Origin of the sequence: Leisingera sp. SS27 (assembly GCF_028368855.1) — a bacterium.
Lineage (GTDB): Bacteria > Pseudomonadota > Alphaproteobacteria > Rhodobacterales > Rhodobacteraceae > Leisingera.
The window spans coordinates 1-24,744 of sequence record NZ_JAQNCY010000009.1; the positions used below are offsets into that span (position 1 = coordinate 1).

The following is a 24,744-nucleotide window of genomic DNA, read 5'->3' on the forward strand; positions in this document are numbered from 1 at the left end:
ATGATCCTAATTAGTATCGGTCATTCACAAGTTGTCCACAAAGGTCAGGTTTGTCCCGCTCAGCGTGCGTTCTGAATTGCCGCACAAAACAGCCGGTTCGAGACAGGAGTTCCTGCCCCTTGCGCAGAGGACAGCTGCCCGTTCAGACCCGCCGGGCGGTGCAGACGAAGTGGGTGAGGGAGAAGAAGAACCGCCCCTCTGCCGCCAGTTCCTCCTGTTCCTGGGCCCAGGCGGCGGCGTCGTCTTCGTCGGTGGCGCCTGTCTGAACCGCATAGGCGCGGATCAGGCGGATCATCACTGCAGCCAGCCCGTCCGGGCGCAAGCTGGTGTCGCAGATGGTGACAGGGCGCATTGAAACCACTTCGAAGCCGCAATCGGGCAGTTCCTCGGGCAGCCTGGCAGGGACCGCGCGTTCGGCCAGGTGGTTGTCCCAGATTTCCAGGAAGCGCTGCATCCGGGCAGTGTTGTCGCTGTGCCAGGCAAATGTGTCAAAATGCATGTCGCCGATGACCAGGCGGCCGCCTGGTTTCAGTACCTTGTGCACGGCACGCAGCACTGGGCGGCGGCTGGTTATATATTCAAACACTTGCACCGAAACGGCCTTGGTGAAGCTTTCCGGGTCAAACGGCAGGCTGGCGGCGTCACTTTCCGTTAGAGAGGTATTTTCGCGCCCCATTAGCCGCTGGCGGGCCGCGGACAGCATGTCGGGGCTGGCGTCCAGTCCGGTCACATGGCCCAAGGGGCCGACCGCGCGGGCCAGTTCCTCTGTCAGCAAGCCATTGCCGCAGCCCAGATCCAGAATACGGTCGCCCGGCACCGGGGCCAGAGCATCGAAGCTGGCGCGCCGCCGCCGTGTTACGTCGGCGCCCTGATAGGCATCTTCCAGAACGCGGGTGGTTTCTTCATCGAATTGCAGCATACCTGTCCCTCCCTGCATGTCTGAGGATTAGGGCGATAGGCCGGGATTTCCAGCCGGGCGGCGGGCAGGGAAGGCAAAAGCCCCCTCGCGCGCGAGGGGGCGTCCGCCTATAACGGTGTGCAATACACGTGCATGGAGACCTGAGATGACCGGCGAGCTGTCCCCCATCGACAAGGCAAAATTCGTGGCCGCCAAGCGGGCGGCGGAGATGATCGAAGATGGTATGCGGGTGGGGCTGGGCACAGGATCCACCGCGGCCTGGCTGGTGCGCTGCCTGGGCGATCTGGTGCAGAACGAAGGCCTGCGGATCACCGCGGTGCCGACCTCCAGCCGCACCGCGGCGCTGGCGCGGGATGCGGGCATTCATGTGGTTTCGCTGGATGAGGCCAAGTGGCTGGATCTGACCATCGACGGCGCCGATGAGGTTGATCCGGATTTGAACCTGATCAAGGGCGGCGGCGGTGCGCATCTGCAGGAGAAGATTGTCGCCACAGCGTCGGACCAGATGGTGGTGATTGCGGATGCCAGCAAGATGGTGGACACGCTGGGGGCCTTCCCGCTGCCGGTGGAGGTGCTGCCGTTCGGCTGGCAGAGCAGCCAGGCCCTGATCGAGGAGACGCTGGTGTCGATGGATGTGATGGGGCGCCGCTCCACCCTGCGGATGAACGGCGGGGCGCCGTTCATGACCGATGAGGGGAATTACATTCTGGACCTGCACCTGAAACGGATCGGCAATGCGCGCCAGCTGGCGCTGGTCTTGAACCAGATCCCCGGCGTGATCGAGAACGGGCTGTTCATCGACATCTGCGACACGGTGGTGATCGGCTATGGCGACGGGCGCGTCGAGGTGCGTGACATAAACGAGGGCACGGTCGAGAAGGACAAACTGGATTTTGTCGAGGCTGACAACCTGTTCACCGACCTGATGGACTGAGCGCGGTTGCGTTCCACGTTTGCACGCCGGATTCCTGCGAGGAATTCGGCCCGGTTTCCGGCGCGGAAACCGGGGGCGGCGGCACTGAAGACGGGCCGCAGAGACGGGCCTGAAATCCTCGCAGGATTTCGGGACGGAATTCGCGCCGAATTCCGTTTTCTGCGGATGTACCGCCCATAAGTGGCCGGAAAACCGGAATTCCGTCTCACAACACGGTGCAAATTCAATGCAAAAGGTTGAATGCAGCGCGCAAACGCCCACTTGGGCATATGGCGTTTGGTGGTCCGTTATGGGATACACCTGATCAAGAATTGCAAAGGGCGGAACTTCATGAGCTTTGATTACGATCTGTTTGTCATCGGCGGCGGCTCCGGCGGGGTGCGTGCGGCGCGCGTGGCGGCACAGGAGGGCGCCAAGGTGGCGCTGGCCGAAGAGGACCGCTATGGCGGCACCTGCGTGATCCGCGGCTGCGTGCCGAAAAAGCTGATGGTTTTCGCGTCTGAATATTCCGGCATGGTCGAGGATGCGAAGGCCTATGGATGGGACATCACCGCAGGCGGATTTGACTGGGACGCCTTCAAGGGCAAGCTGCATGGCGAGCTGGACCGGCTGGAAGGTATCTACCGCAACATCCTGAAGAATAACGGCGTCGAGAGCTTCGACAGCCGGGCGAAGCTTGCCGATGCCCATACGGTGGAGCTGGCCGACGGCACCCGCAAGACTGCCAAGCACATCCTGATCGCCACCGGCGGCTGGCCCACTGTGCCGGAGTTTCCGGGTTCTGAACTGGCGATCACCTCAAACGAGATGTTCCACCTGGACAAACTGCCGGAAAGCCTGCTGATCGTCGGCGGCGGCTACATCGCCAGCGAGTTTGCGGGCATCATGAACGGATTGGGCGTCAAGACCACGCAGTTTTACCGCGGTGCGCAGATTCTGCGCGGCTTCGATGATGAAGCGCGTGGGCTGATCAGCGAGGAGATGTGCCAGGCGGGCATCGACGTGCATCTGGGCACCAATGTGCTGGAGATGCGCAAGGAAGGCGAAAAGATCCTGGTCAAGTCCACCAACGGTCAGGAACGTCTGTTCGACAAGGTGATGTATGCCACCGGGCGCCACCCCAATGCCGACAACCTCGGCCTTGAGGAGATCGGCGTGGAGCGTGGCCGCAAGGGCGAGATCATCGTCGATGAATACAGCCAGACCTCGGTGCCGTCTGTCTATGCGATCGGTGATGTGACGGACCGGGTGGCGCTGACGCCGGTGGCGATCCGCGAGGCGATGGCTTTTGTCGAGACCGTGTTCAAGGGCAATCCCACCAGCCCCGACCATGAGCTGATCCCGACCGCGATTTTCACCCAGCCGGAGATGGGCACCGTTGGCCTCAGCGAAGAAGAGGCGCGCGAGCAGGAACCGGTTGAGGTTTATGCGACGTCGTTCAAACCCATGCAGCAGGCCTTTGCCGGCCGGGCGCAGCGGGTGCTGATGAAACTGATCGTTTCGAAGGCCACCCGCAAGGTGCTGGGCTGCCATATCGTCGCACCTGGCGCGGGTGAGATGATCCAGCTGGCCGGAATTGCCGTAAAAATGGGTGCAACCAAGGAAGATTTCGACCGTACGGTTGCGGTGCACCCGACAATGTCGGAAGAGTTGGTAACTTTGAAAAGTCCGGTGCGCTCGGCCTGAACGGGCAAACCGGCAAGAACAAACCTCACATGCGGCCCTTTCTGAAGAAGGGAAGGGCGGCAGCAAACGGATAGGAGACAAATGGCGGGCAATAGCGGTGGCCCATGGGGGGGCGGTGGCTCCTCCGGCGGCGGAGGCAACCGGGGCAACAACGGCGGCAACAACGGCGGCGGCCGTAAGCCGGAAGATCCCCAGATCCCCGAAATTGATGAGCTGGTCAAGAAAGGCCAGGAACAGCTGCGCGTCCTGATGGGCGGGCGCGGCGGCTCTGGCGGGCGCGGCGGACGCGGCGGCGGTGCCGGCGGCGGTGCGCCGCTGTTCACCAAGGGCACCCTGGGGCTGGCGGTGATTGCCGGCGCGGTGCTGTGGGGCTTTGCCAGTGTTTATACCGTCAAGCCGGAAGAGCAGTCGGTTGAACTGTTCCTGGGCGAGTATTCCTCGACCGGGCAGCCGGGCCTGAACTTTGCGCCCTGGCCGCTGGTCACCAAGGAGGTGATCCCGGTGCGCGTCGAGCAGACCGAGAACATCGGTTCCGGCGCCCGCGGCTCGGAGGCCGGGCTGATGCTGACCGGTGACGAGAACATCATCGACGTGGACTTCCAGGTGGTCTGGAACATTTCCGATCCGGCCCGGTTCCTGTTCAACCTGCGCGATCCGCGCTCGACCATCAACGCGGTGTCGGAATCGGCGATGCGCGAGATCATCGCACAGTCCGAGCTGGCACCAATCCTGAACCGCGACCGCGGCGCCATCACCGCCCGGCTGGAAGAGCTGATCCAGGAGACGCTGGACAGCTACGACAGCGGTGTGAACATCGTGCGGGTGAACTTTGACGGCGCCGACCCGCCAGAGCCGGTGAAGGACGCCTTCCGCGAAGTGCAGTCCGCAGGCCAGGAACGCGACCGGCTGGAGAAACAGGCGGATGCCTATGCCAACCGCAAGCTGGCTGGCGCCCGCGGCCAGGCCGCGCAGACGCTGGAAGAGGCCGAGGCCTACCGTGCGCAGGTTGTGAACGAGGCGCAGGGTGAGGCGAGCCGCTTCACGGCTGTTCTGGAGGAATACCAGAAAGCGCCGGAAGTGACCCGCAAGCGCCTGTACCTGGAAACCATGGAAGAGGTTCTGAGCCGGGTCGACAAGATCATCCTGGATGACACTGCAGGCGGCGAAGGCCAAGGCGTCGTGCCCTATCTGCCGCTGAATGAGCTGCGCAAATCGCAGGAGGGCAACTGATGCGGAAATCTACACTTCTTCTGCCCGTTCTGGTGGTCGCGGCGATTGCTGTGCTGTCCTCGATCTTCATCGTTGACGAGCGGGAAAAGGCGCTAGTGCTGCGTTTTGGCCGGGTGGTGGACATCAAGGAAGCCCCGGGCCTGGCGTTCAAGCTGCCGGTCATCGACAATGTGGTGCGCTATGACGACCGCATCCTGAGCCTGGAAGTCGGCCCGCTGGAAGTCACTCCGCTGGATGACCGCCGCCTGATCGTGGACGCCTTCTCGCGCTACCGGATTGCCAATGTGGATACCTTCCGTCAGGCCGTCGGCGGCGGCGGCATTGGTGCTGCGGAACTGCGCCTGGACAAGATCATGCGGGCGCAGACCCGTGAGGTGCTGGGTTCCGTCAGCTCCAACGACATCCTGTCCTCGGACCGTTTCGCGCTGATGCTGCGGATCCGCAATGGCGCCATCACCCAGGCGCGCCAGCTGGGCCTTGAGGTGATCGACGTGCGGCTGAAGCGCACCGACCTGCCGCAGGCCAACCTGGAAGCCACCTTTGCCCGGATGCGCGCTGAGCGCGAGCGGGAAGCGGCGGATGAGATCGCCCGCGGTGAAGAGGCGGCGCAGCGCGTCCGCGCCCAGGCCGACCGGACCGAGGTCGAGCTGGTGTCGGAAGCCGAACGCGAGGCCGAGGTGATCCGCGGTGAAGCGGATGCCGAGCGGAACGGGATTTTTGCCACGGCTTATGGGGCGGACCCGGAATTCTTTGAGTTCTACCGCAGCCTCAACGCCTATGTCGGCGCCCTGCAGGGGAGCAACTCCTCGATGGTGCTGTCGCCGGATTCCGATTTCTTCAACTACCTGAAATCGTCTGGCGGCAAGCCGGCGGTGCAGTAATGGGATTCGTCCTGCTGGCTCTCGGGCTGGTACTGATTGCAGAGGGGCTGGTGTACGCACTGGCCCCTTCGCTTGTGGAGCGGCTGCTGGAAATGCTGCGCGCCCTGACGGAGGAACAGCGCCGCAATGCGGGGCTGGCGGCGCTGGCGCTGGGCCTGATCCTGGTCTGGCTGGCGTTCCGTCTGGGGATTTAAAGCGGTGCTTTCCCCCCAATTTTTCAGCGAAACCGTAATCTTTCCCTGTTAGAATGGTTTCAGCGGGGCCTCCCCCGCCTTTCCAGGGGGAAAACCGGATCACAGCGGCTTTATTCCGTGCAACATTTGTTGCGGGATGGGGGAGAGTGCCTACATTGGGTCCATAAGACTTTGCCCGGCATCTGCGGCGTTTGCGCCCTCCCGGGCTGGGGAGAAGAATTGAAAATGACAAGGAGTAGATCCGTGCAGCCACAGGCAATTGCAATTTCCGGCCGGGCAGGCGGCAGCGGCGCGATGATCCGGCTGGCCTGGCTTGCGGTGCTGACCGCAGCAGTCCTGCTGATGCAGGCGGTATCCGCAATGGCCCGGCCCGAAAGCCTGGCGCCGCTGGCCGACAAGGTTAGTCCGGCGGTCGTCAACATCACCACCAGCACTGTCGTTGAGGGGCGCACCGGGCCGCAGGGAATCGTGCCGGAGGGCTCGCCCTTTGAGGATTTCTTCCGTGAATTCCAGGACCGCAACGGCAACGGCAATGGCAACCGGCCGCGCCGGTCCTCTGCGCTGGGCTCCGGTTTCGTGATTTCCGAGGATGGCTATATCGTCACCAACAATCACGTGATCGACGGCGCCGACGAGATCGAGATCGAGTTCTTCCCCGGCGAGGGCCAGCCCAAGGAATTGCTGCCCGCCAAGGTGATCGGCACCGACCCCAACACCGATATCGCGCTGCTGAAGGTCGAGGCGCCGGCGGCGCTGAAATACGTCAAGTTCGGCAACAGCGACACCGCCCGTGTCGGCGACTGGGTGGTGGCGATGGGCAACCCGCTGGGGCAGGGGTTCTCTGTGTCCGCAGGCATCGTGTCGGCCCGCAACCGCGAGCTCTCGGGCTCCTATGACGACTACATCCAGACCGATGCGGCGATCAACCGGGGCAACTCCGGCGGGCCGCTGTTCAACATGGATGGCGATGTGGTTGGCGTGAACACTGCGATTCTGTCGCCCAACGGCGGCTCCATCGGCATCGGGTTCTCGATGGCTTCGAACGTGGTGGTCAAGGTGGTGGATCAGCTGAAGCAATTCGGCGAGACCCGCCGCGGCTGGCTGGGCGTGAAGATCCAGGATGTGGATTCGGATCTGGCTGAAGCGATGGGTCTGGAGAAGGCCCGCGGCGCGCTGGTGACTGACGTGCCGGATGGGCCCGCCAAGGACGGCGGCGTGCTTGCCGGCGACGTGATCGTCAGCTTTGACGGCGCCGACGTGAAGGACACCCGCGGCCTGGTGCGCCAGGTCGGCAATGCAGAGGTCGGCAAGACCGTGCGCGTGGTTGTTTACCGTGAAGGCAAGACCGAAACCCTGCGGATCACCCTGGGCCGCCGTGAGGATGCAGAGCGTGCGCCTGCCAGCGAAGGCGGCAGCGGCGAGGCGCCGGGCAGCACCGAGAAGGAACTGCTGGGGCTTTCGGTTGGCGTGCTGACTGAGCAGATGCGCTCTGAGCTGAATGTGGCTGAGGATGTCGAGGGCCTGGCGGTTCTGTCGGTGGATGAGACTTCGGAAGCCTGGGAGAAGGGGCTGCGTGCGGGTGACGTGATCACCGAAGCGGGCCAGCAGAAGGTTGCGTCGATCAGCGATCTGGAAGCGCGTGTCAGCGAAGCCAAGGAGGCCGGCCGCAAGTCGCTTCTGCTGCTGGTGCGCCGCGGCGGCGAGCCGCGCTTTGTGGCGCTGAACCTGTCGGAGTGACAGCCGCAGCGTGAACTGCTTGAAATGGCAAAGGCCGGGCATCTGCCCGGCCTTTTCCTTTTTTACGGGACTTTTTCATCGGCGCCGCATGAACAGGAGCCCGCGGCTGTCCTTTTCGGTGTGCCAGGCACGGGGCTGTGCGGCGAAGATCTGGCGGAAATCTTCGAGATTGCGTTTTTCATCCGAAATCAGCACCCAGCCGCCGGGCCGCACATAGGGCAGGCAGCGGTTCAGCAGCGCCCGCCGCTGCGGCGCAGCCAGCATATGCAGGGTGCGGTCGAACAGCAGGATATCGTGATCACTGTCCGGCTCCCAGCTGGTGAGGTCAGCAGCGATTCCGGTCACCGCGAGGTTTTGCCGCTGCGCTGCAGCCAGCATGTCCCGGATGCCGTGCGGGGAGAGGTCGATGCCGGTGACACGGTGCCCCAGCCGGGCGATGAACAGCGCATCGCGGCCTTGGCCGCAGCCTGCATCCAGCACGTCCAGACTTTGCGCGCCCAGCCCCTCAAAAAAGGTAGTGAATGCGGGTGCGGGTACCCCGAGCGCGTCAGGGGTTTCACGGTAGAGTTTGTCGTAGTCGTAAGCCATGCGCGGCACCGTAGCGGCGGGGGCGTGGATTGGCTAAGTGAATATTTTTTGAACTGGAGGGATGCCGGAGATAACGTTTCCCGGCGCGGGAAACGGTTCGGAAAACACGTGTTTTCCGAGCCGGAATTCTCGCAGAATTCCGGGGGCGGGCGGCACAGCTAATGCGCAAAAGGGGAAGAGCCATGTGCTGGCGGGCACATGGCTCTTGTTGGACAGGCAGCCGTTGGGATGGAACGGATAACGGCCGTCTATGAATCACTTATGGCGCAGTGCCGGACCGGCTTCTGTGACCGGGATTACAGAGGGCGGATTTTGGTGCGGAATTTCCTGCCGCGCGATCAGATTGAATCCGGCTCGGCCAGAACCGCGAGTTCGCTGCGGTCGAGGATCTGCACGCCGCCGCGGCTGATGCCGACGAGGCCGCTGCGTTTCCAGGCGGCGAGTGTCTTGGACACCGCCTCGCGGGTGGCGCCGACAAATTCAGCCAGTTCCGCCTGCGACAGGGCCACGCGGCCGTCGCCAGCCTCAGGCGCGAGATACAGGAGCTTGCGCGCCAGACGCACCGGCATCGGCAGGAACACCTGCTCGTTCAATTGGGTGTTCATCCAGCGCATCCGCTGCCCGGCCAGCCGCAGCAGGTCGGCGGCGAGATCGGGGTATTGGCGGATCTGCGCCAGCACGTCGCCGCTGCGCAGGCGCAAGACCCGGCTGGGTTCGGCGGCGATGGCGGTTGCGGTGCGCTCGCCGGGATCGAACAGGGTGATTTCGCCGAACACCGCGCCGGGGCGCATCATGTCGAGCGACAGTTTGCGGCCGGAGGCAGAGAGCACCGAAAACTCCAGCGCGCCTTCGGCAATCGCATAAAGCGCATCGCCTGCGTCGCCCTGCTCGAACAGCACCTCGCCCTGGCGCAGGCGCACTTCGGTGGCCTGGCTCTCCAGCATCCGGCGCAGAGGGCCGGAGGCACCGGAGAGAAAGCCGGTGTCCGGCAGGCGGGTGGTCAGCATGGTGTTTGTCTCATTGATGTCTGTGGCCCGGTGCCTTGACCTTAGCAGAGGGTTGGGCGGCTGGGAACCGGGCAGCTGAACCGGGCGGTTCAGCCGGCGACGGCGATCAGCCCCAGCCTGCGGGCGGAGGCCAGCGTCAGTGTGCCGCTGTCCAGCCCCAGCGGCGCCTGGTAGCGCTGCACTGCCGCGCGGGTGGCGGCGTCCATCTGGCCATGCACGGGGCCGCGGTAGAGGCCGCGGGCGGCCAGCGCCCGCTGGATGGTTCGGATGAAGTCCGGGGTCATCATTTCGGGGCAGGGGATTTCGATCCACTGCTCCTGCCGTGGCCGCACGATCTGCTGGCTGGTCTCGGTGCGGAAGGTAGCGGGGCGGAGGACCCGGCCGCTTGCGTCCAGCTGCGCCGGTTCGGCCAGGACCTGGCTGGTGACGGTTTCTATGACGGCCGGCGAGGTATGCTTGCTCCAGCAGGTGCCGGGGGCTGCGCCGGGCGGCGCATAGCGGCCTGTTCGGGAGGTTTCGCTGCCGGGACTGCCGGGCTGCGGCTGAACGCAGGCAGGCAGCGCCGCCAGGGCCGCCAGCAGCAGGGCAGGCGCCAGGCGCCGCGCGAAAGTCAGGTTGGATGGCATCATGCCCGGTTGCCTCATGCCGGCGCCTCTGTCTGTCCCGCTGGCGGGGCGGGGCGCCGTTGCTTTGGCGGCAGCCTAGCCGAGTTCGGGGGGCGGCGCAAAGGCCGGATCGTCCCGGCGCCCCTGATCGGCCAGCAGGAGGTCCAGCATGGGCGAGATGTCCTCCACGTCTTCGGCGATCACATGGGTGACGGAATGGGCCCGCTGCAGCCGCCCGGTGACCCGCAGCATCCGCCCGGAGATCACCGCGCGGCGGAAGGCCTCGTAGATCTTGCGCCAGACGATCACATTGACCACGCCGGTCTCATCCTCGAGCGTGACGAAGATCACCCCCTTGGCGGTGCCGGGGCGCTGGCGCAGGATCACCAGGCCCGCGACGGTGATGCGGGCGTTTTCCGGCGGCTCCTGCAGCCGGGCGGCGGGCAGGCAATGGGGCGGGCGCGGCCAAGGGGGCGGGCTGGTCTGCCGGCCGGTTCGCGGGCCGGTTTGCAGATCGGGCCCGGCGGCTGCACGGGCCGGCACGGGAGGGCGCGCGGGGGCTGGCATGAGGAAATCACCCCTGGGGTTGAGAATATTTGAGTGTGAACAAATATAGAACATGGGGCGGTAAAGTCCAGCAGCGGCAGGGCGGCGTCGCAATTGGGGGTGGCACCGGCGCGGGCGCTTGGCTACACAGTCGCGCAAGTACCGGAAAAGGGAAGAGAGCTGACGAATGGCAAAGATCACTTATATCGAGCACAACGGCACCGAGCACGTGGTGGACGTGGCCAGCGGGCTGACCGTGATGGAAGGCGCGCGCGACAACAACATTCCGGGCATCGAGGCCGATTGCGGCGGCGCCTGCGCCTGCTCCACCTGCCACGTCTACATCGCGCCGGACTGGGTTGAGAAGCTGCCCGCCAAGGATGACATGGAAGAGGACATGCTGGATTTCGCCTATGAGCCCGACCCGGCCCGCTCACGCCTGACCTGCCAGATCAAGGTGAGCGACGCGCTGGACGGCCTGGTTGTGCATATGCCCGAGAAGCAGATCTGATGACTGCGGGGCCGGCAGCGCGGCGTCATCCGTTGCGCTGCCGGCCCCGTTTTGCCCGCCGCGCCTGGCGGGCGTTGTGCTTGGGGCTGGCCCTGGCCGGCCCCTCTGCGCTGGCGGCTGAAGACAGGATCGTCTCGGCCCGCTACAGCGAACCCACCACCCGTTATGGCCATGCGGTGCTGGGCGATGATGTGGAATACGGCGCACTGGAGCTGTCGGTGGACAACAACGGTGCGGGCTGCTGTTCTGCCAAAGCCGTCTACCAAAAATCTGGCATTCTGATCCGCCTGCCGCTGGATCATGTGTTCGAAGACATCGCGCCGCGGCTGGCGGATGTGACCGGCGATGGCAGCCCCGAGGCACTGGTGGTGGAAACCGATGTGGCGCAGGGCGCCCAGTTGGCCATTTATGGCGCGCACGGTGAAAAAATTGCCGAGACCCCGCATATCGGCACCCGCAACCGCTGGCTGGCGCCCATCGGCGCCGCGGATCTGGATGGCGACGGCCATGTCGAAATCGCCTATGTCGACCGGCCGCATCTTGCGAAAACCCTGCGCATCTGGCGGTTCCGGGACGGCGCGCTGCATGAGGTCGCCAGCAAACCCGGGCTGACCAATCACCGCATCGGCGAGGACTTCATCACTTCCGGCCTCCGTGACTGCGGTGAGGGGGTGGAACTGGTGATGGTGAGCGGCGGCTGGCGCCGGATCATGACCGCGCGGCTGCAGGATGGTGAAATCACTGCCCGGGACATCGGTCCCTTTGATCCTGACACCAGGCTAGCGGGCGCACTGGCCTGCCGCTGAACGCAAGCGGGCGCAACCGGCCCGCGCCGCGCCTTGCGCGGCGCCCGGCCCAACGGCGCGGCCCATCCCCGGATGGGCTGAAGCAGGCGGGAGAGCCGCGTTTCCGCCTTGGGTGTGATCCTTGCCTGCGTTCTCCGGCGGGTCTGCACGGGCGTTACCGAAATATTCACTCCCTTTGGATAGCCTGCGGCAAATGGGAAAGTGCCGGCGGCGCCGGCCGGGGCATGTTTTCACAGGAGACACGCGCGTGAGTTTTACACCCTATGTTTTCGGCACCGGTATCGCCGGCTGGACCTTCCTGCAGCGGACCCAGGCCCAACAGCAGGAAGTCTATGAAAAATCGCCCGTTCTGGACCGCCAGGTGCAGGATTTCAAAGAGCGTATCACCAGTATCCAGAACTCGGACCAGCTGCTGGACGATTACAATCTCCTGCAGGTGACGCTGGGCGCCTTTGGCCTGGATGAGGACATCAACAACCGTGCCTTTATCCAGAAAGTGCTGGATTCCGACCTGAGTGATTCCAAGTCCTTTGTGAACCGCCTCAATGACAGCCGCTATCTGGCGCTGGCAAAAACCTTTGGGTTCAACAGCCCGGAGGGCCCGCAGCTGCCCAGTGCGAAGGGCGGCAGCGAATTTGCGGGAATTACCACCGCGGATGACCTCCTGTCCAACTCAACCCTGCTGAGCAAGGCGCTGGACAACGTCGGGCTGAAGGGGATGGAGAACAATCAGTTCTTCCTGCAGAAAGTGCTGGAATCGGACCTCACCGATCCGGAGTCCTTTGCCAACAAGCTGACCGACACCCGGTTCGCCGACTTTGCCAAACAGTTCGAATTCAACAAGCCGCCGGAATATGATAGCAGCATCCAGGCGCTGGTGTCGGAGTTTAATCAGCACACCGACGGGCTGGCCAGCGCCGATGACCTGCTAGAGGACGAGGAGCTGCTTCAGGCGGTGATCGAGACCTTCGATCTGGAGCGCACCAGCAAGGATTTCCTGCGCCGGGTGCTGAACTCGGACACCACCGATCCGGACTCCTTTGTGAACCAGCTTGAGGACACGCGCTATCTGAATGTTTCGCGCGCGTTCGGCTTCGGCTACCCGGACATCGACGCGATGACCGACCCGGATGAGCTGCTGCTGAACCCGGAGCTGCTGGCGGATGCGCTGGACCAGTTCAACCTCAGCGACCGGGGGGAGACCTTCCTGCGCCAGGTGCTGGAGTCCGACCTGAGCGACCCGAACTCCTTTGTGAACCAGCCGGCCAACATCGCCTATTACGATTTTGCCGAGGCGTTCCAGGGGACCTGGCCGGATCATGTCAGCAAGATGCAGGTGTTCTCCGATGAGATCACCGACAAGCTCGACACCATGACCCAGGCCAGGGACGTGGTCTTTGACCTCAACCTGTTCGAAGCCTCGCTGGACATCTTCGGGCTGAGCCACCGGGACAGCGATTTCAATGTCATGATCAAGACGCTGGACTCGGATTTGTCCTCGGAAATCTCCTATGCCAATCTGCACCATGACAACAACATGAAAGCAATGGCTTATGCCTTCTCCTTCAACAAGGGTGAGGTCGCAAAGGACTATCCGGACGGCTTTGCCGAGGAGCTGGCGGATCTGTACACAACCCGCCAGTTCGAGATCGAGATCGGCAACTCCGATCCCAACATGCGCCTGGCACTGGCGCTGGAGCGGGAGCTGCAGGCGGTTGCAGATGAGGGCGGCAGCGAGAACGCCCATTGGTACAATATCATGGGTTCACCACCGCTGCGCACCGTGTTCGAGACCGCTTTGGCACTGCCGTCAAGCTTTGGCCAGCTGGATATCGAACGCCAGTTGGTAGAGATGAAGGACCGGGCCTTTTCCGCCTTTGGCACCTCTCATCCTGCTGATCTACTGGAGCCGGACATGCTGGATCAGTTCCGCAGGCGGTTCCTGCTGATGACGGATCTGGGCGGTTTCTGAGGCGGGGTTCAGGTTCGTTGAACCCAACCCAAAGAGGCAGGATGATCCGAGGCGAGCCTGAGCGCTGCTGCCGCTCTGCCTTTGCGGCGCGGGCAGTCCGCCGCGGAAGGGCGCCGCATTTGCGGTCTGCCGAACCGCGCCTTTCACCGGCGGACAAGAGGTACCTAATGGAGGCCAGCCTTCAGGCCGGGATGCAGGTCGCAGGCATTGTTTCTGTGCAACCTGGCCAGCCCGTTCAGCTGCGGTTCCGCTTTGTGCCATTGAACGTCAGTCCGTTGCTCAGTTTTGGGCCCGGCTGCCCGGCACGGCTCTTTCCATGGTGACTGAGGTCGGCCTGGCGAAGCCGGGGTGCGCGGTCTCGCCCGTCTTGCGGAACCCCATCCTGGCAAAGGCCGCGTGGTTTTCCGTCAGTTCAATTCTCGCCTGCAGCCGCAGCACCGGCAGGCCAAGTGCCGCAGCACGGGTTGCGGCCAGCTCCACCAGCGCCCGCGCCAGCCCGGTGCCGCGATGGTTGCCGTCTACCGCAAGCTTGCCCAGGTACAGGCAATCGGGGCGGGGCGTCAGGAACACGCAAGCCGCAGGCGGTGTGCCAATGGTCCAGATTTCGCCGCCGCGGCTTTGGTCCTGCAGGGCGGCCAGCGTCAATTGGTGCATGGAGGAGGGCGGGTCGATGCGCCCGTCCATAAAGGCAAAGCTGCGCTGGATCAGATCCAGCACATCCAGAAGGCAGGGATCATCGGGAGAAAGCCGCCGGGGTGCGGTCATTGTGCTGGTCCGCGGGCAGGCATCCGGGACCGGGATCGGGGCAGGCGGCAGATGGCAGGATGTCGGCGCATGTGTTTTCCTTCCTGCGCGGCAGGATATCCCGGGGCCGCAGCCCTGGCAAACCGCGGGCGCGGGGGCGCGCCGACCGCCGGGCGCGGCAGCGCCCGGCCACGCCCAACTGTGAGGGGCAATCTCCAGATTGGCCCGGAGCAGGCGGGAGGGCCTGCCGGAACCTGGGGGCGGATTACTTCAGCGCGCGCCAGCCGATGTCGCGGCGGAAGAAGCCCTGCGGCCAGTCAACGCGGTCCACCATCGCATAGGCGCGGTCGCGCGCCTCCTGCAGGGTTTCGCCGCGGGCGGTCACGTTCAGCACCCGGCCGCCGACGGCCAGCACCTTGCCGTCCTGCGCCTTGGTGCCCGCGTGGAACACCATGTTGCTGCTGTCCTCGGGCAGCGCGTCTAGGCCCTGGATCTCGGAAAACTTCTCGTAAGATCCCGGATAGCCCTTTGCCGCCATCACCACGGTGATCGCATGGTCATCGGCCCAGTTCACCTGTGCATCGCGCAGGCGGCCCTCAGCCGCGGCATGCATCAGATCCAGCGCCTGGGCACCCAGACGCATCATCAGCACCTGGCATTCCGGGTCGCCGAAGCGGACGTTGTATTCCACCAGCCGCGGCTGCCCGTCCTTGATCATCAGGCCCGCGTACAAAATGCCCTGATAAGGCATGCCGCGTTCCGCCATCACCCGCATTGTAGGTTTGACGATCTCTTCCATCGCGCGGGCCTCGATCTCTGCCGACAAGACCGGCGCCGGTGAGTAGGCGCCCATGCCGCCGGTGTTGAGGCCGGTGTCGCCCTCGCCGACGCGCTTGTGGTCCTGGGCGGAGCCAATTGCCAGCACGTCCTCGCCATCCACCAGCACAAACAGGGAGGCTTCCTCGCCTTCCATGAATTCCTCAATCACCACCTCGGCGCCGGCACCGCCGAAGACACCGCCGAACATATCGTCGATGGCTGCCACGGCTTCTTCCTCAGTCATGGCGATGATCACGCCCTTGCCGGCTGCCAGACCGTCAGCCTTGACCACGGTTGGAACGCCGTTGGCGCGCACATGCGCCTTGGCGGCCTCTGCGTCGGTGAAATGGCCGTAGCCTGCGGTGGGGGCGTTTGCCGCGTCGCAGATTTCCTTGGTGAAGCTTTTGGAGGCTTCCAGCTTTGCTGCCGCCTCAGATGGGCCGAACACCAGGATGCCAGCCTCGCGCAGCCGGTCGGCGACGCCTGCGGCCAGGGGTGCTTCGGGGCCGACAATCACGAAGTCGATGGCGTTTTCCTCGGCAAAATTCACCACCGCGCCGCCGTCCTCGATGTCAAAGGCTGCGCAATCGGCGATCTGGGCGATGCCGGCATTGCCCGGCGCCACGATCAGCTTGTCGCATTTGGGGTTCTGCATCACCGCCCAGGCCAGTGCATGTTCACGCCCGCCGCTGCCGAGGATAAGGATGTTCATTGGCGCATTCTCCGATCTGCCTGAGCCCTGTGGCCCGCGGGGTGCCACCCGGGGCTTGCCTTGCTTGCCGCGCGTTCTATGCTGCGCGCGACTTCAAAACAAGACCGGCCAAAGGCCGCAGGAGAGCAGCCCCCGATGTCCGACCTGTTTGACGACCCGCAGCCGGGCCAGAACGCCCCGGAATTCACCGTTTCGGAGATTTCCGGCGAGGTGAAGCGCACACTGGAGGGCACCTTCGGCCGCATCCGGGTGAAGGGCGAAGTGGGCCGCGTGTTCAAAGCGCGTTCCGGGCATTTGTACTATGACATCAAAGATGACCGCTCGGTGCTGGCCTGCACCACCTGGAAGGGGCAGATCAGCGGCTTGTCGGTGGTGCCGGAGGAAGGGCTGGAGGTGGTTGTCACCGGCCGGCTGACGGCCTTTGGCGCGCAGTCCAAGTACAACATGAACGTGGATGAGGTCGCGGTTGCCGGCCAGGGCGCGCTGATGGCGCTCTTGGAAAAGCGCAAGAAGCAGCTGGAGGCCGAGGGCCTGTTTGCGCCGGAGCGGAAACAACCGCTGCCCTATCTGCCGCAGATCATCGGGGTGGTGACCTCGCCCTCGGGCGCGGTGATCCGCGATATCCTGCATCGCTTGCGCGACCGTTTCCCGCGCAAGGTGCTGGTCTGGCCCGTGGCTGTCCAAGGGCAGAATTGCGCAGGCGAAGTGGCCCGCGCCATCGACGGTTTCAACCGTCTGACACCGGGAGGTGCTCTGCCGCGGCCCGATCTGATCATCGTCGCCCGCGGCGGCGGCTCGATCGAGGATCTGTGGGGCTTCAACGAGGAGGTCGTGGCGCGTGCCGCCGCCGCCTCGCAGATCCCGCTGATCTCGGCTGTCGGGCATGAGACGGACACCACGCTGATCGATTTTGTCTCCGACCGCCGGGCGCCGACCCCGACCGCGGCGGCGGAGCTGGCGGTGCCGGTGCGGCTGGAGCTGATGGCGTGGAGCGAGAACCAAGGCGCGCGGCTGACCCGCGCCGCCGGCCAGGCAGTGCAGCTCAGGCGCCAGCGGCTGAATGATCTGGCCCGGGCGCTGCCCAAGCCCGATACCTTGCTGGAAACCCCGCGCCAGCGGCTGGACCGGATTTCCGACCGGCTGCCTGGTGCGCTGATCAACGGCGTGCAGCGGCGGCGGCTGCATCTGAGCGAAACCGCGGCGTCCTTGCGCCCCGCCACTCTGCGCCAGCTGGTGGAAGGGCGGCTCAACCGGCTGCAGAACCTGTCCTCGCGTCTCAGCCTGCGGCCGATCCAGCGGGAGGTTGCGGCGCAGAAAGACGCCTTGACCCGCTTGGCGCAGCGGCTGGATGCGGTGCAGGCCGCGCGTATTGACCGCCAGCGCCAGGCCCTGACCGCCGCCGGGCGGCAGCTGGAGATCCTCAGCTACAAGGCAACGCTGGAGCGCGGCTATGCGGTGGTGCGGTCTGGCGATGAGATCCTGACCACCCGGTCTGCCGCCGCCAAGGCAGACGCCCTGCAGATCGAATTTGCAGATGGCACGCTGGATCTGGAGGGGGGCACCGCACAGGCGCCGAAGAAGGAAACGCCGAAACCTCCGGCACAGGGCGGCGGCCAGGGCTCGCTGTTCTAGCGGGGCATTTGCAGGGGCCTCAGGCGCCGACCTCGGGGCCGTAGCACAGCATCTCCTCGCCGATGTCTTCGGCTTCATACAGTTCGGTGGCGGAAGGATCGTCCTCGAACCGCGCGGTCAGTCCGCGCGGTGTCAGTTCAAAGGTCCAGCACTGCGGATCGTCGCGGTTTTCATAGATGAAACAGATCCGGCCTGCCTCCTCGTACCAGCTGCCGTCCTGGCATTTGCCATCGAGAAAGGACCAGATCACCCGGCGGTTCGGCAGATAGCGCTCAACCCCGTACAAGGCGCCGCCGAAGCCGTAAAACAACGTGCGGCCCTGGGTGTAGCGGTCAAACTCGCCAGCGCTCAGCGTTTCACCCGCCGCCAGCGGGGCGGGCAGGGCGGCCAGCAGGAGAATCATCAAGAAACGCATGAGGCCATTGTGCCTCAGGAGCAGCGGATGCTCCAAGCCTTGCGTTTTCTGAACAGGCTCCCGCGGGGTCACCTTTGACCGCGCGCATTTTGCGCGGACAGAGTAGCGGAAAACCAAGGGGGGGCAGAGTATGACAACGGAATTGGCACTGTGGGCAGGCGCCGCAGCCTGCGCGCTGATCTACCTGCCGATGGCTGCGCAGCCGCCGGGGCTGGCGCGCAGCGTGCTGAAGACCGCTTCTGTTGCATTGCTGGCGCTGGCGGCGCTGCTGACGGGCGCGCCCTGGCTGCTGGCCGTGGCGCTGGGCCTCTGCGGGCTGGGCGATCTGTTCCTGTCGCGCGATGGCGAGGGGGCGTTCATGGCCGGTGTCGGGGCCTTTGCCGCCGGCCACCTGGACTATGCGGTGCTGTTCCTGACGCGCGGGGACAGCGACCCGGTGCGGGTGTTGCAGATGCCCGGGGCCGCCATTGCGGCGGTTCTGCTGGTGCTGGGTGTTGTGATGGCGAAGATCCTGGCGCCGCGCGCCGGGGCGCTGAAGAGGCCGGTTCTTGCCTATATCCCGATCATCCTCGGCATGGGGGCGGCAGCGCTGACGCTGCCGTTTGGCTCGTGGGTCTTTGCCGCGGCCTGCGCCTTCATGCTTTCGGATATGGTGCTGGCGGCGGAAACCTTTGTGCTGCCGGAGGATCACGCGCTGCGCCGGATCACGCCCTTTGCGGTCTGGCCGCTTTATTGGGGGGCGCAAGCGGGCTTTCTGGCGGCATTTTCCTGATTTCTGCAACGCCTAGCGCTTTGCACTCCGCCGAAATCCGCATTAGGTGAGGGGCAGACCCTTTTGCGGAGACCAAGATGGCGTTTTTCTCAAAGCTCAAGGAGCGGCTGTTCAAATCCTCCTCCAAGCTCGAGCAGGGGCTCGATGCGATTGTCGAGGAAGGTGCGGAGAGCGCTGCGGATGAGGCTGTTCAGGCCCTGGCGGAGTCTCCGGCAGTGACACCGGAGCAGCCTGCGCCTGCGCCGGTTCCGCAGCCGGAACCCGTGGCCGCGCCGGAGCCCGTACCCGAACCTGAACCGCAACCCGTTGCGGCCCCCGAGCCCGCACCGGCCCCGCAGCCTGCGCCAGAACCTGAGAAGAAATCACCGGGCCTGCTGGGCCGCCTGATGGGCCGCTCTGCTGCGGCGGAGCCGCGCCGGGCGCTGGATGACGACATGCTGGAGCAGCTGGAAGAGCTGCTGATCGCCGCCGACATGGGGGTGGACACCGCACTGCGTGTCACCGCCAACCTGGCCGAGGGGCGGATGGGCAAGAAGGTTTCCAGCCGCGAGATCAAGGAACTGCTGGCGCAGGAAGTCGCGCGTATCATGGAACCGGTGGCCAAGCCCTTGCCGATCTACGCCAAGCGCCCGCAGGTGGTGCTGGTGGTGGGCGTCAACGGCTCCGGCAAGACCACCACCATCGGCAAGCTGGCCAGCCAGTTCAAGGGCGCTGGCAAGAAGGTGGTGATCGCCGCGGGCGACACATTCCGCGCCGCCGCTGTCGAACAGCTTCAGGTCTGGGGCGACCGTGCAGGCGTGCCGGTACTGACCGCGCCCGAAGGTTCTGACCCGGCCTCCTTGGCGTTTGATGCGATGACCAAGGCCCAGGAAGACGGTGCTGACCTGCTGATGATCGATACCGCCGGACGGTTGCAGAACCGCGCCGACCTGATGGAGGAACTGGCAAAGATCGTCCGTGTGATCCGCAAAAAGGACGAGACCGCGCCGCACAACACCCTGCTGGTGCTGGACGCCACCACCGGCCAGAACGCGCTGAGCCAGGTCGGCACTTTCCAGCAGCTGGCGGATGTGTCGGGCCTGGTGATGACCAAGCTCGACGGCACCGCCAAGGGCGGCGTGTTGGTGGCGCTTGCGGACAAGTTCGGCCTGCCGATCCACGCCATCGGCGTGGGCGAGCAAATCGACGATCTGGCGCCGTTTGATCCGGAAGAATTCGCGGCAGCGCTGACCGGAATCGGGAACAAGTAATGCGCCTTTTTGCTCTCGCGCCGCTTGCCGTGCTTTGCCTGCCTGCTGCGGCTGGCGCGGATGCGGAGGAGTGCAGCTTAAGCTGGAGCATAGCGGCAGCGCAATTTGCTCCGCTGGCGGAACATCTGCCAGTGGCCGAAACCGCAGAGGACGGCCGTTGTCTGGTGCAAGGGCTTGCAGTGCAGTCCTCGCAATATCTGGCCGCCGAGGTGGAGCGCATCAGCTGGGCTGGCGCCGGCCTTGGGCGCTTGGCTGCCGGACTGCCGCCGGAGACGCTCGACATGACCTTTGAAGGGCTGCGGTTCGTGCCGGTTATTCCGGGGGATCCGGTTACTGCATATCTGTTGCGGGAGCAGGCCAGGGGCCGCAAGGGGATCAGCGGCGGCGTGCGCTACCGGTTGACCGGGGATAGCCTGCTACTGGACCGCGCCTGGATCGACTATCCCGGAGACAATGAGATTGCGGTTTCTGGACAGCTTAGCGGAGTGGATGCAAGCAGCCTTGCCAAGCTGCAGATGAGTGCCGGAACGGCAGCCATGTCCCGCTTGGACCTGCGGATTGCTTCGCATGGCATGTTCGAAGACGTGGCTTTGCTGCCCATCGGCAACGCGCTTTTGTCGCAGGATACCCCGGTGGAAGAACAGGTTCAGGCATTGAAATTGGAAGCGGACCGGTTTGTGTCGCAGCTGCCGGAAAGCCTTTACACGGAAGGCTCCATAGCTGCGCTTCAGCAGATGATTAGCACTATGCCGCATCCGTCAGGCACGCTGGAAGTCAGCGTGGTGTCTGCAGAGGGGCTGGGGGTGGCGCGTTTCATGCCCTTTGCCATGGCGATGGATGCAGCGGGGACCATTCCGGACTCAGAGGATTTTCTGGCGCTATTGAAGGACGTCAGCATCACGGTCCGCTGGACAGAAGCACCTTGAGCGATTGGCTGATCTCCCTGGAAGGCACCGAGGCGGGGCATCAGGCAGCCCTGTTTCTGGCTATCTGGGCAGCTTTTCTGCACGCAGTCTTTGGTGCGTTGCAAAAGGGGCGGCATGATCCCTGGCTGTCGCGCGGCGCGATCGACTTTTCCTACTGCGTGATGGCGGCGCCTTTTGCGCTGTTTGTGGTGCCCTGGCCGGAGCCGCATATGTGGGTGATTTTCTTCGTCGCCTGGGTGATCCACGTCTTCTACAAGCTGTTCCAGGCGCTGGCCTATACCAAGGGCAGCTATACCGTGGTCTACCCGGTGGTGCGCGGTACCGGGCCGCTGTTCACGGTCATTGGCTCCTTCTTTCTGTTCGGCGAAGTGTTCACCCCGGTGCAATGGCTGGGGGTGGCTGTGCTATTGGCGGGGATTTTTGGCCTAGCGGGGTATAACTACCGCTACCTGACGGTGAACCGCGACACGCTGGGGATTGCGCTGGGGCTGGCGGTGGTGACCGGGTTGTTTGTGGCCGCTTACACCACATATGACGCCTATGGCATCCGGGCGACGGCGGATCCGTTCACCTTCCTCGCGTGGTTTTTCATGATCGACGGGCTGGTGTTTCCGGTGATTGCCTTCAGCCGCTGGCGCAGTATGGCGGTACCGCCTGCACCCGGGCCGCTGATGGCCAAGGGCTTCTTCGGCGGGCTGGTGGCCTTTGCGTCCTTTGGCGCGATCATGCTGGCGACGCGGCTGGACAAGGTGGGGGAGGCGGCGGTGCTGCGCGAGACCTCGACGGTGTTTGCCGCCCTCATCGGCTGGCTGGTGCTGAAGGAAACCGTGGGGCCGCGGCGGATTGCCCTGATGGCTTTGATCGCCCTGGGCGCCGTGATAGTGGAAATGGGCGGCTAAAGCCCGCAAGCAGAGCAGACAGGAGGCCACATGGCCGTGAAGAAGATCAACCCGACTTTGAAGATGCTGCTGGAACTGGGCCCGATTGTCCTGTTCTTCATCGGCTATCTGAAGCTGAAGGATGAGGTGTTTCTGATCGGGGGCAGCGAGTACAAGGGCTTCATCGTCATCACAGCGGCGTTCATCCCGCTGATGGTGGCCTCCACGCTCGCTTTGTGGAAGCTGACGGGCCATCTGTCGCGGATGCAATTTGCGACGCTCATTCTGGTGGTGCTGTTCGGCGGCATGTCGGTGTGGTTCAATGATGACCGTTTCATCAAGATGAAGCCGACGATGCTGTATCTGCTGTTTGGCGGATTGCTGGGCATCGGCCTGATGCGCGGGCAAAGCTGGCTCAAAGTGGTGATGGAAGAGCTGATGCCGCTGCAGCAGGAGGGCTGGATGATCCTGACCCGTCGGCTGTGCGCGTTCTTCTTTGGCCTGGCGGTGGCAAACGAGCTGATCTGGCGCACGCAGAGCACCGAGACATGGGTTTATTTCAAGACCTTCGGCCTGCCGGTGGCGATGTTTGCCTTCTTTATGTTCCAAGGCCAGCTGCTGCAGAAATACGGCGACGAGGAGGAGGCGGGCCCGGCGGAGTAACAACCGGCGGGCAGAGGCAGGCTCCCGCGCCTTCGTACATCATCAATGATGAAGCTTGAAGCCTTGGGCCGGGCAGCGCACCTGCGGTGCGCTGCGGTTGCGCGCGCTACCGGGTTTGTCCGAAAATCACCTCTTGGGCCCTTGTATCGGACCGGTCCGCGCGCAGGTCCGCGTGCAGCGCCCGGCCGGCCACGACGCCGGGGCGCGACCACATCAGACCCAGCCAGCGGGCCAGATGCGGCTTGTCGTCCAAAGTCTGCTGCTGGCCTTCCCAGAGCGAGGCCCAGGGCCAGATTGCCATGTCGGCAATCGTGACATCTGAGCCCGCCACAAACTCATTTTCTGCCAGCTGCCGGTCCAGCACGCCATAGAGGCGGGTAACCTCGCTGCGGTAGCGGTCCTTGGCGTAGGGCAGATCCTCGGGAGCGTATTTCAGAAAATGATGCGCCTGGCCCGCCATCGGGCCGACGCCGCCCATCTGCCACATCAGCCATTGATCCACCTTGAGCCGCGTGCGCTCATCCGCGCCGTAGAACTGCCCGGTCTTGCGGGCGAGGTACTGCAGGATGGCACCGCTTTCAAACAGCGAGACCGGCGCGCCGTCCGGCCCGTCCGGATCCACGATTGCAGGCATCCGGTTGTTGGGGGAGATCTTCAGGAACCCGGGCGCAAACTGGCCGCCTTTGCCGATGTCGATCAGGGTGACCTCAAAGGGCAGGCCCATCTCCTCCAGCGCGATGGAGGTTTTCCAGCCATTGGGGGTGGGCCAGTAGAACAGCTGGATGGGATCCTGCATCGTGCGCCTCCGTCTGTGTGCGGGGCCACAGGAGCACGGGCGGCGGCGGTGAAGCAAGGGGCGGGGCGCCTCACATCGCCGTGATTGCCGGACATGCTGCGGCTTGACCGAATCTCGCAAGATGCGTAAAGCCCCTGCATCACATCGTGGCGATTTGTTACCGGATTGCGGGCCACGTTAAACAATCCCGCTAAAGAGGTCAGGACGTGAAGGACCCCCTTTCGCTTGGCCGATTGGGGGTTTTTTGTGCGCTATGGGCGCGAGGAGACAGAAGAGATGAGCGACAACTGGAGCAAGCGCACCACGCTGGTGCATGGCGGCACCCGCCGCAGCCAGTACAACGAGGTGAGCGAGGCGATTTTCCTGACGCAAGGGTTCGTCTACGACAGCGCCGAGCAGGCTGAGGCGCGGTTCATCGAGACCGGCCCGGATGAGTTCATCTATGCCCGTTACGGCAACCCGACCGTCGACATGTTCGAAAAGCGCATCGCGGCGCTGGAAGGGGCCGAGGACGCCTTTGCCACCGCATCAGGCATGGCGGCAGTCAATGGCGCGCTGACCTCGCTGGTGAAGGCCGGCGACCACATCGTGTCCGCGAAGGCGCTGTTCGGTTCCTGCAACTATATCCTGGCGGATGTGCTGGGCCGCTTCGGGGTTGAGGTGACCTTCATCGACGGCACCGACCTGGACGCCTGGAAGGCAGCTGTGCGCCCGGACACCAAGGCAGTGTTCTTCGAGAGCATGTCGAACCCGACGCTGGAGGTGATCGACATCGCAGGCGTTGCCGGGATCGCGCATTCGGTCGGCGCCACCGTGGTGGTGGACAACGTGTTCTCCACTCCGGTGTTCTCGAACGCCATCGCGCAGGGCGCCGATGTGGTGATCTATTCCGCGACCAAGCACATCGACGGCCAGGGCCGGGCGCTGGGCGGGGTGGTGCTGGGCACCAAGGACTACATCCGCGGCACGCTGGAACCCTATATGAAGCACACCGGCGGATCGCTCAGCCCGTTCAATGCCTGGGTGATGCTGAAGGGGCTGGAAACCATTTCGCTGCGTGTGAATGCCCAGGCCGAAACCGCGCTGAAGATCGCGGAAGCGCTGAGCGGCCATCCGGCGCTGGAGCGCACCATTTACCCGGGGCTGAAGGACCACGCGCAGAACGCGCTGGTGCAGACCCAGCTGGGCGGCAAGGGCGGCACCGTCTTGTCGCTGGACCTGAAGGGCGGCAAGGCGGCGGCGTTCAAGTTCCTGAACGCGATGACCATCCCGGTGATCTCCAACAACCTGGGCGACGCAAAATCCATCGCTACCCATCCGGCGACCACGACCCACCAGCGGCTGACTGACGAATTGAAAGACGAGCTGGGCATCACTCCGGGCCTGGTGCGCTTCTCGGTCGGGCTGGAAGATGCCGATGATCTGATCGCCGATCTGAAGGCCGCGCTGGAGGCTTCGCAGGCCTGAGGCCGGGCAGGGTTTCATCTTTCCTGAAATACTCTCGGGGGTGAATTGAGCCGC

At 64.4% G+C, this 24,744-nt stretch carries 25 protein-coding genes and 1 riboswitch; of the genes, 16 read left to right on the forward strand and 9 right to left on the reverse strand.

Annotated features, from left to right (window positions below):
* Positions 1 to 142: 142 nt before the first annotated feature.
* Positions 143 to 919, reverse strand: coding sequence for a methyltransferase domain-containing protein (locus N6L27_RS17065; RefSeq protein ID WP_271908542.1), 777 nt, complete (start codon positions 917 to 919; stop codon positions 143 to 145).
* A gap of 145 nt (positions 920 to 1,064) precedes the next feature.
* On the opposite strand from N6L27_RS17065, the gene rpiA reads away from it, so the two are divergent.
* From rpiA to N6L27_RS17095, 6 genes are all read left to right on the forward strand, one after another.
* Positions 1,065 to 1,853: a ribose-5-phosphate isomerase RpiA gene (gene rpiA, locus N6L27_RS17070; protein ID WP_271908543.1), complete on the forward strand. Its 789-nt coding sequence runs from the start codon at positions 1,065 to 1,067 to the stop codon at positions 1,851 to 1,853.
* Between the two features lie 330 nt (positions 1,854 to 2,183).
* Positions 2,184 to 3,539: a glutathione-disulfide reductase gene (gene gor, locus N6L27_RS17075; RefSeq protein WP_271908544.1), complete on the forward strand. Its 1,356-nt coding sequence runs from the start codon at positions 2,184 to 2,186 to the stop codon at positions 3,537 to 3,539.
* A gap of 81 nt (positions 3,540 to 3,620) precedes the next feature.
* The gene (gene hflK / locus N6L27_RS17080; protein WP_271908546.1) at positions 3,621 to 4,769 is read left to right on the forward strand and encodes an FtsH protease activity modulator HflK; all 1,149 of its coding nucleotides are present in this window, start codon (positions 3,621 to 3,623) and stop codon (positions 4,767 to 4,769) included.
* The gene (gene hflC, locus N6L27_RS17085; protein WP_271908547.1) at positions 4,769 to 5,650 is read left to right on the forward strand and encodes a protease modulator HflC; all 882 of its coding nucleotides are present in this window, start codon (positions 4,769 to 4,771) and stop codon (positions 5,648 to 5,650) included. Before hflK ends, hflC begins: the two co-directional genes overlap by 1 nt.
* The gene (locus tag N6L27_RS17090) at positions 5,650 to 5,844 is read left to right on the forward strand and encodes a DUF2065 family protein (protein WP_271908548.1); all 195 of its coding nucleotides are present in this window, start codon (positions 5,650 to 5,652) and stop codon (positions 5,842 to 5,844) included. The genes hflC and N6L27_RS17090 overlap by 1 nt, the downstream gene beginning before the upstream one ends.
* A 243-nt stretch (positions 5,845 to 6,087) precedes the next feature.
* A complete protein-coding gene (locus N6L27_RS17095; RefSeq protein ID WP_442915790.1) occupies positions 6,088 to 7,581 on the forward strand; it encodes a Do family serine endopeptidase in 1,494 nt (497 codons plus the stop codon).
* A 75-nt stretch (positions 7,582 to 7,656) separates the two neighbouring features.
* Here the strand turns inward: N6L27_RS17095 and N6L27_RS17100 are convergent, their stop codons facing one another.
* The 4 genes from N6L27_RS17100 to N6L27_RS17115 form a co-directional block, all read right to left on the reverse strand.
* Positions 7,657 to 8,169: a class I SAM-dependent methyltransferase gene (locus tag N6L27_RS17100; RefSeq protein ID WP_271908549.1), complete on the reverse strand. Its 513-nt coding sequence runs from the start codon at positions 8,167 to 8,169 to the stop codon at positions 7,657 to 7,659.
* Between the two features lie 338 nt (positions 8,170 to 8,507).
* Positions 8,508 to 9,176 (reverse strand): Crp/Fnr family transcriptional regulator, encoded by a 669-nt coding sequence (locus N6L27_RS17105; RefSeq protein ID WP_271908550.1) that lies wholly within the window; start codon positions 9,174 to 9,176, stop codon positions 8,508 to 8,510.
* A gap of 89 nt (positions 9,177 to 9,265) precedes the next feature.
* Positions 9,266 to 9,805, reverse strand: a complete 540-nt coding sequence (locus N6L27_RS17110; RefSeq protein ID WP_271908551.1) for a peptidoglycan-binding domain-containing protein — start codon at positions 9,803 to 9,805, stop codon at positions 9,266 to 9,268.
* A gap of 72 nt (positions 9,806 to 9,877) precedes the next feature.
* On the reverse strand, positions 9,878 to 10,348 hold the full coding sequence (locus tag N6L27_RS17115; protein WP_271908552.1) for an OB-fold nucleic acid binding domain-containing protein: 471 nt from the start codon (positions 10,346 to 10,348) through the stop codon (positions 9,878 to 9,880).
* 166 nt (positions 10,349 to 10,514) lie between these two features.
* Here N6L27_RS17115 and N6L27_RS17120 point away from each other — a divergent pair, with 166 nt between their 5' ends.
* The 3 genes from N6L27_RS17120 (at position 10,515) to N6L27_RS17130 (ending at position 13,616) form a co-directional block, all read left to right on the forward strand.
* Positions 10,515 to 10,838, forward strand: a complete 324-nt coding sequence (locus N6L27_RS17120) for a 2Fe-2S iron-sulfur cluster-binding protein (RefSeq protein ID WP_039187507.1) — start codon at positions 10,515 to 10,517, stop codon at positions 10,836 to 10,838.
* A complete protein-coding gene (locus N6L27_RS17125) occupies positions 10,838 to 11,644 on the forward strand; it encodes an FG-GAP repeat domain-containing protein (protein ID WP_442915791.1) in 807 nt (268 codons plus the stop codon). Before N6L27_RS17120 ends, N6L27_RS17125 begins: the two co-directional genes overlap by 1 nt.
* A gap of 247 nt (positions 11,645 to 11,891) precedes the next feature.
* Positions 11,892 to 13,616 carry a DUF1217 domain-containing protein gene (locus N6L27_RS17130; protein WP_271908555.1) on the forward strand — a complete coding sequence of 575 codons (1,725 nt, stop codon included), beginning with the start codon at positions 11,892 to 11,894 and terminating at the stop codon, positions 13,614 to 13,616.
* 279 nt (positions 13,617 to 13,895) lie between these two features.
* On the opposite strand, the gene N6L27_RS17135 is transcribed toward N6L27_RS17130, so the two are convergent.
* Together N6L27_RS17135 and purD are read right to left on the reverse strand one after the other, a co-directional pair.
* The gene (locus N6L27_RS17135; RefSeq protein WP_271908556.1) at positions 13,896 to 14,381 is read right to left on the reverse strand and encodes a GNAT family N-acetyltransferase; all 486 of its coding nucleotides are present in this window, start codon (positions 14,379 to 14,381) and stop codon (positions 13,896 to 13,898) included.
* Between the two features lie 244 nt (positions 14,382 to 14,625).
* A complete protein-coding gene (purD, locus tag N6L27_RS17140) occupies positions 14,626 to 15,891 on the reverse strand; it encodes a phosphoribosylamine--glycine ligase (RefSeq protein ID WP_271908557.1) in 1,266 nt (421 codons plus the stop codon).
* 135 nt (positions 15,892 to 16,026) lie between these two features.
* Between purD and xseA the strand changes: the two genes are divergently transcribed.
* Positions 16,027 to 17,523 carry an exodeoxyribonuclease VII large subunit gene (gene xseA, locus N6L27_RS17145; RefSeq protein ID WP_271908558.1) on the forward strand — a complete coding sequence of 499 codons (1,497 nt, stop codon included), beginning with the start codon at positions 16,027 to 16,029 and terminating at the stop codon, positions 17,521 to 17,523.
* Positions 17,524 to 17,542: 19 nt separating this feature from the next.
* On the opposite strand, the gene N6L27_RS17150 is transcribed toward xseA, so the two are convergent.
* The gene (locus N6L27_RS17150) at positions 17,543 to 17,938 is read right to left on the reverse strand and encodes a hypothetical protein (RefSeq protein WP_271908560.1); all 396 of its coding nucleotides are present in this window, start codon (positions 17,936 to 17,938) and stop codon (positions 17,543 to 17,545) included.
* A gap of 130 nt (positions 17,939 to 18,068) precedes the next feature.
* Between N6L27_RS17150 and N6L27_RS17155 the strand changes: the two genes are divergently transcribed.
* The 5 genes from N6L27_RS17155 to N6L27_RS17175 all read left to right on the forward strand — a co-directional run bounded on the left by N6L27_RS17155 (position 18,069) and on the right by N6L27_RS17175 (position 22,427).
* Complete coding sequence (locus N6L27_RS17155) at positions 18,069 to 18,710, forward strand: lysoplasmalogenase (protein WP_271908561.1); 642 nt, start codon at positions 18,069 to 18,071, stop codon at positions 18,708 to 18,710.
* A gap of 77 nt (positions 18,711 to 18,787) precedes the next feature.
* Positions 18,788 to 19,960: a signal recognition particle-docking protein FtsY gene (ftsY, locus tag N6L27_RS17160; protein WP_271908562.1), complete on the forward strand. Its 1,173-nt coding sequence runs from the start codon at positions 18,788 to 18,790 to the stop codon at positions 19,958 to 19,960.
* Positions 19,960 to 20,886 (forward strand): hypothetical protein, encoded by a 927-nt coding sequence (locus N6L27_RS17165; RefSeq protein ID WP_271908563.1) that lies wholly within the window; start codon positions 19,960 to 19,962, stop codon positions 20,884 to 20,886. Before ftsY ends, N6L27_RS17165 begins: the two co-directional genes overlap by 1 nt.
* Positions 20,883 to 21,785: a DMT family transporter gene (locus N6L27_RS17170; protein WP_271908564.1), complete on the forward strand. Its 903-nt coding sequence runs from the start codon at positions 20,883 to 20,885 to the stop codon at positions 21,783 to 21,785. Before N6L27_RS17165 ends, N6L27_RS17170 begins: the two co-directional genes overlap by 4 nt.
* Positions 21,786 to 21,815: 30 nt before the next feature.
* Positions 21,816 to 22,427 carry an inner membrane-spanning protein YciB gene (locus tag N6L27_RS17175; protein ID WP_271908565.1) on the forward strand — a complete coding sequence of 204 codons (612 nt, stop codon included), beginning with the start codon at positions 21,816 to 21,818 and terminating at the stop codon, positions 22,425 to 22,427.
* A gap of 106 nt (positions 22,428 to 22,533) precedes the next feature.
* Here N6L27_RS17175 and N6L27_RS17180 read toward each other — a convergent pair whose 3' ends face one another.
* On the reverse strand, positions 22,534 to 23,223 hold the full coding sequence (locus tag N6L27_RS17180) for a glutathione S-transferase N-terminal domain-containing protein (RefSeq protein ID WP_271908566.1): 690 nt from the start codon (positions 23,221 to 23,223) through the stop codon (positions 22,534 to 22,536).
* A gap of 136 nt (positions 23,224 to 23,359) precedes the next feature.
* Positions 23,360 to 23,438: riboswitch (SAM riboswitch) on the forward strand.
* A gap of 61 nt (positions 23,439 to 23,499) precedes the next feature.
* On the opposite strand from N6L27_RS17180, the gene metZ reads away from it, so the two are divergent.
* Positions 23,500 to 24,690 (forward strand): O-succinylhomoserine sulfhydrylase, encoded by a 1,191-nt coding sequence (metZ, locus tag N6L27_RS17185; RefSeq protein WP_271908567.1) that lies wholly within the window; start codon positions 23,500 to 23,502, stop codon positions 24,688 to 24,690.
* Positions 24,691 to 24,744 lie beyond the last annotated feature (54 nt).